This window comes from Novosphingobium sp. (assembly GCF_025351285.1).
Classification (GTDB): domain Bacteria; phylum Pseudomonadota; class Alphaproteobacteria; order Sphingomonadales; family Sphingomonadaceae; genus Novosphingobium.
Genome location: NZ_JANXWG010000125.1, coordinates 1 through 4,525 on the forward strand (window position 1 = coordinate 1; position 4,525 = coordinate 4,525).

At 65.0% G+C, this 4,525-nt stretch carries 5 protein-coding genes and 1 pseudogene; 3 read left to right on the plus strand and 3 right to left on the minus strand.

Annotated elements, in window-relative coordinates; translation table 11 throughout:
- Positions 1-675: pseudogene (locus Q0R16_RS15300) on the plus strand (DNA polymerase IV); the annotation flags it as partial.
- A gap of 32 nt (positions 676-707) precedes the next feature.
- On the opposite strand, the gene Q0R16_RS15305 reads toward Q0R16_RS15300, so the two are convergent.
- Entirely contained in the window at positions 708-1,076 is a 369-nt protein-coding gene (locus Q0R16_RS15305) for an antibiotic biosynthesis monooxygenase family protein (RefSeq protein WP_295637954.1), read from the minus strand.
- A 255-nt stretch (positions 1,077-1,331) separates the two neighbouring features.
- On the opposite strand from Q0R16_RS15305, the gene Q0R16_RS15310 reads away from it, so the two are divergent.
- Complete coding sequence (locus Q0R16_RS15310) at positions 1,332-2,018, plus strand: SDR family oxidoreductase (RefSeq protein ID WP_295637957.1); 687 nt, start codon at positions 1,332-1,334, stop codon at positions 2,016-2,018.
- 14 nt (positions 2,019-2,032) lie between these two features.
- On the opposite strand, the gene Q0R16_RS15315 is transcribed toward Q0R16_RS15310, so the two are convergent.
- Both Q0R16_RS15315 and nhaA read right to left on the minus strand, forming a co-directional pair.
- On the minus strand, positions 2,033-2,488 hold the full coding sequence (locus Q0R16_RS15315) for a DNA starvation/stationary phase protection protein (RefSeq protein ID WP_295637961.1): 456 nt from the start codon (positions 2,486-2,488) through the stop codon (positions 2,033-2,035).
- 95 nt (positions 2,489-2,583) lie between these two features.
- Positions 2,584-3,693, minus strand: coding sequence for a Na+/H+ antiporter NhaA (nhaA, locus tag Q0R16_RS15320; protein ID WP_295637963.1), 1,110 nt, complete (start codon positions 3,691-3,693; stop codon positions 2,584-2,586).
- Positions 3,694-3,878: 185 nt separating this feature from the next.
- On the opposite strand from nhaA, the gene Q0R16_RS15325 reads away from it, so the two are divergent.
- A partial coding sequence (locus Q0R16_RS15325; RefSeq protein ID WP_295637966.1) for a glycosyltransferase occupies positions 3,879-4,525 on the plus strand: 647 nt, incomplete at its 3' end.

Consider the following 4,525-nt stretch of genomic DNA (forward strand, 5'->3'; position numbering starts at 1 on the left):
AGCGCCGGGGTTTCGTACAACAAGTTCCTGGCCAAGCTGGCGAGCGACCAGAACAAGCCCGATGGCTTGTGCGTGATCCGGCCGGGCGAGGGCGCGCAATTCGTCGCGGGCCTGCCGGTCGGGCGCTTTCACGGCGTCGGCCCGCGCGGTCAGGAAAAGATGGCCGCGCTCGGCATCCACACCGGCGCCGATCTCGCGATCCAGACCCAGGCCTTCCTGCGCGCGCAATTCGGCAGCATGGGCGATTACCTGTTCCGCGCCGCGCGAGGCATCGACTTGCGCCGAGTCCGCGCTGATCGCCCGCGCAAGTCGGTCAGCGCCGAGCGGACGTTTGACCACGATCTGTCCTCGGGCGCGAGCTTGCGTGATACGCTGGAGGACATCATCGAGATCGCCTGGGAACGGATCGAACGCGCGCAGGCGCGCGGCCGGACGGTAACGCTGAAGCTCAAGTTCTCGGATTTCAGCAACATGACGCGGGCGAAGTCGCTGCCCGCGCCGGTCGACAGCCGCGAAGTGTTCGCCACCACCGCCCGCGCCCTGCTCGACGCCGCGCTACCCCTGCCGCAACCGGTGCGGCTGATGGGGCTGGGGGTTTCGGCACTGGTGGGCGATGGGGAGGTTGAGGGTCGCGAAGCGTCAGAAGGTGCGGGACAGGCAAGATTGCCGTTCTGATCCGGCTCGCACGGGCCAACCCAAGCAGTTCGTCATTCGACGCACAAGTTGCTGACCGCCATTTTCTGGAACAAGTGCGGGGAGATCACCGCGCTATCGGGATATGCGGCCAGCGCCTGCTGGAATTCCGGATCGGTGAACGCGCGCCGGAAATGGTCGACTGTTTCCCAAACCGCATAGTTCATAAAGGCATGGCTCTCCCCGATGGCGCGGTGAAGCTGGGTCGAAATGAAGCCGGGCTGTGCTTTCATCCAAAGCGCGTCCTTTTCCCAGGCAAAAAGTAGGGCATCGACGTCTCGGGCATCGACAGTAAAGATGTTGACCAGGACCACCGGGGAGGCCTCGGCTCCAAATTGGCTCGTGATCGGAAAGTTCGGATCCAAGGGGCGAAGTTGGGGCATGGGCCGTGGTCCTTTTGTGGAACTGCCATCGATAATAGGCCCGCCTTTGCGGCTTTGTGAAGCCGGCATTTGATCACCGGCAATATGATCGGGCACAGCGCATGCTCGAGACGGCGCCCTGTGCCGGTGTGACTTCATTTGCGCCGGACAACTCATCCCCGGCATTGGTAAATCCATCGCGCTCCACTAGACCTGTAGACATGATGCCGAAGTGGCGCCTTGATGTGCCGTCATCGGGCCTTGTGGAGAGAACCAATGCCAACCATCGCAATCACTGGCGCCGCGCGCGGCATCGGCTTCGAACTGGCCAGGCAGCACCTTGCTGCGGGCGACCGGGTGTTCGCGCTGGCTCGTGATCCCGCCACCGCCACGGCGCTGAACGACCTTGCCGCCGGATCGGGCGGCAAGCTGACCGTCCACGCGATGGACGTGGCCGATGCGGCGTCGGTCAAGGCCGGCGCGGCCGACACAGGCAGCGAAGCCATCGACATCCTTTACAACGTCGCAGGCATATCCGGCCACCGCGCGCCCGAACTCGAAAGCCTTGACGAAGACACCTGGGACGCGCTGTTCGAAGTGATGGTCAAGGGCCCGCTGCGCGTGCTCCAGGCATTCCTGCCCCGGCTGGAAAGCGGCGCGAAAGTCATCAACCTGTCGAGCCAGATCGGCGCCTCGACCTGGCCCTACGGCGGTTTTTACGCCTATGCGTCGTCCAAGGCCGCGCTCAACCGGTTGATGCGCTCGGTCGCCACCGATCTCAAACCGCGCGGTGTCGTGGTCGGCCTCGTCCACCCCGGCTATGTCCAGACCGACATGGGCGGCGCGCAGGCCGAGATTACCCCGCAGGAAAGCGCCGAAGGGCTGCGCAGCCTGGCCGCTGGCTGGACGATCGAACAGACCGGCGCGTTCTTCGACTGGAACGGCAAGCGGCGCGAATGGTAAGCGGGGCCGCGCGATCAGGCCAGGATCTCGCTGAGGAACCACACCCGGCGTTCGGCCTGGTCGGTCCAGTCATCGGCGAAGCCTTCGGTGGCATTGTCGCCGGCGGCGGTGGCCGCGGCCTTCACCGTGCGGGTGGCTTCGACCAGCGCGGCGTTGTCGTCGCGCAGCACCTTGACCATTTCCATCGCGTCGAGCCCGCGCCGGTCATCATCCTTGATCGCCGATTTCGCCGCAATCGCGCCGATCGAAGTCAGCGTTTCGGCGCCGTTCTTGCGCACGCGTTCGGCCAGCACGTCGGTCAGCGCGAACAGTTCGGTCGCCTGTTCGTCGAACAGCAGGTGCAGGTCGCGGAACTGGGCCCCGCGCACGTGCCAATGGAAGTTCTTGGTCTTGAGATAGAGCGCGAAGTGATCGGCGAGCAACGCGTTGAGGCTGTCGGCGAGTGCGGCCTTGGCATTGGATCCGGTCATGGCAGTTTCCTTCGTTGACTGTGTGAGGTCTTGCTACACCCGATTTATTGATCTTCTAAGTCGATAAATATGGTCATATTGATCGCTTCAGAAGATCACAGCTTGGCCCGGCGATGCGCGAACCACAACACCACGCCGGCCGCCAGCGCTGCGATCGCAGACCCTGCGATGATCCCCAGCCGCGCGCGTTCGGCCAGTTCTGGCGCGTCGGGGAAGGCCAGCGTGGTGATGAACAGGCTCATCGTGAAGCCCACCCCGCAGGCGAGCGCCGCGCCCCAGATGTGGAGCGCGTTGGTTCCTGCCGGGCGATGCGCCACGCCCAGCGCCTCGCATGCGAACACCGCCAGCGCCACGCCGGCCTGCTTGCCGAGCACGAGCGCGGCGGCGATGGCGATGGCCAGCGTGGTCCCGCCCGCCGCCGATGGCCCGTCCCTCAGAGCGACTCCGGCATTTGCCAGCCCGAACAGCGGCATGATCAGGTAGTTGACCGGCGCGTCGAGCGCGTGCTCGATCCGGCGCAACGGCCCGTGGATGCCGGTTCCGGCGCGTAGCGGCACCGCGAATGCCGCCGCTACCCCCGCCACCGCCGGATGGACGCCCGAGCGCAAAACGCAGTACCACAGCGGCAGCATCAGCAGGACGTAAGGGCTCGTTTGCCGGACGCCCAGCCGGTTGCAGGCGATCATTGCACCAAGCACGCCCGCTGCTGCCGCCAACCAGGCGAAGTGGATCGATTGCGCATAGAACAGCGCGATCACCATGACCGCGCCGATATCGTCGACGATCGCCACGGTCAGCAGGAACAGCCGGAGGTTGCGCGGTACGCGGCGGCCCAGCACAGCGATCACCGCCATGGCAAAGGCGATGTCGGTCGCCGCCGGGATCGCCCATCCGCGCCACAAGTGCGGTTCATTGTGCGTCACGCCCAAGAACACCAGCGCGGGCACCACCATGCCCGCCAGCGCGGCAATCACCGGCATGCGCCGCGCTGCACTGTTCGCGAGCGCGCCGACCAGCGCCTCGCGTTTGATCTCCAGCCCGACGAGCAGGAAAAACACCGCCATCAGCCCATCGTTGATCCACGCATCGATCGTGGGTAGCGCCGCGATCGGCGAATGTGCCAATTTGGTGTGAAGTACATGGTGATAAATGTCGCGGCAGCCAGAATTGGCGAAGGCAAGCGCCAAAATGGTGGCAATCAGCAAGACTCCGCCCGGACCGGCTGCCCGAAACGCCGGCCAGATCAACTTGGCAAAAAATCGCGACTTTAGCGCCATTTTCGAATCAGTTCCTTGTGCTTATCGCGTTGCCACGCAGCGTTACTAACAATAATCTTACCAATGTTGTTGACATGGGGTTGCAGGGACAAGGCCATTCATTGGGGGCGTTGATGTTAGCATATGCCGATCGCTTCGGCGCGGTATTGCGCGCACTCTCTGCCTTTGAACACGAACTGCTGTTGTTCGCGGCGGTGTGGCTGGCGATCGGCGCGCTCGACGAGCTTGCGGTCGACGGGCTGTGGTTGCGACTGGTGTTGACCGGACGCGGGCGCGCGCGCTGGCTGGCGACTGGCCCGGAAGATGGCCCGCCCGCGCCGTTGCGCGGGGTTGCGGCGGTGCTGGTGCCCGCGTGGCACGAGGCTGAAGTGGTGGGCACGATGCTGTCGCATACGCTTTCGGCCTGGCCGCAGCGCGATTTGCGGATCTATGCCGGGTGTTATCGCAACGATCCGCAGACGCTGGCCGCGATGATTGCCGCAGCGGGCGATCCGCGATTGCGAATCGTGGTCCACGCGGCGAATGGCCCGACAACCAAGGCCGATTGCCTCAACCGGCTCTACGCCGCGCTGTGCGAGGATGAACGCCGGGGAAGCTTCCGCGCGCGGTCGGTGCTGTTGCACGATGCCGAGGACATGGTCCATCCTGCCGCGCTGGGGGCGCTCGATGCCGCGCTCGGCGCAGATGGCAATGGTGCCGATTTCGCGCAAGTGCCGGTGCGGCCTGAGCCGCAACCGCGTTCGCGCTGGATCGCCGGGCA

What these genes read in the sequence shown, in the direction of transcription:
- Q0R16_RS15305 (WP_295637954.1), bottom strand. Translation starts at nt 1,076, where the DNA reads ATGCCCCAACTTCGCCCCTTGGATCCGAACTTTCCGATCACGAGCCAA.
- Q0R16_RS15310 (WP_295637957.1), top strand. Translation starts at nt 1,332, where the DNA reads ATGCCAACCATCGCAATCACTGGCGCCGCGCGCGGCATCGGCTTCGAA.
- Q0R16_RS15315 (WP_295637961.1), bottom strand. Translation starts at nt 2,488, where the DNA reads ATGACCGGATCCAATGCCAAGGCCGCACTCGCCGACAGCCTCAACGCG.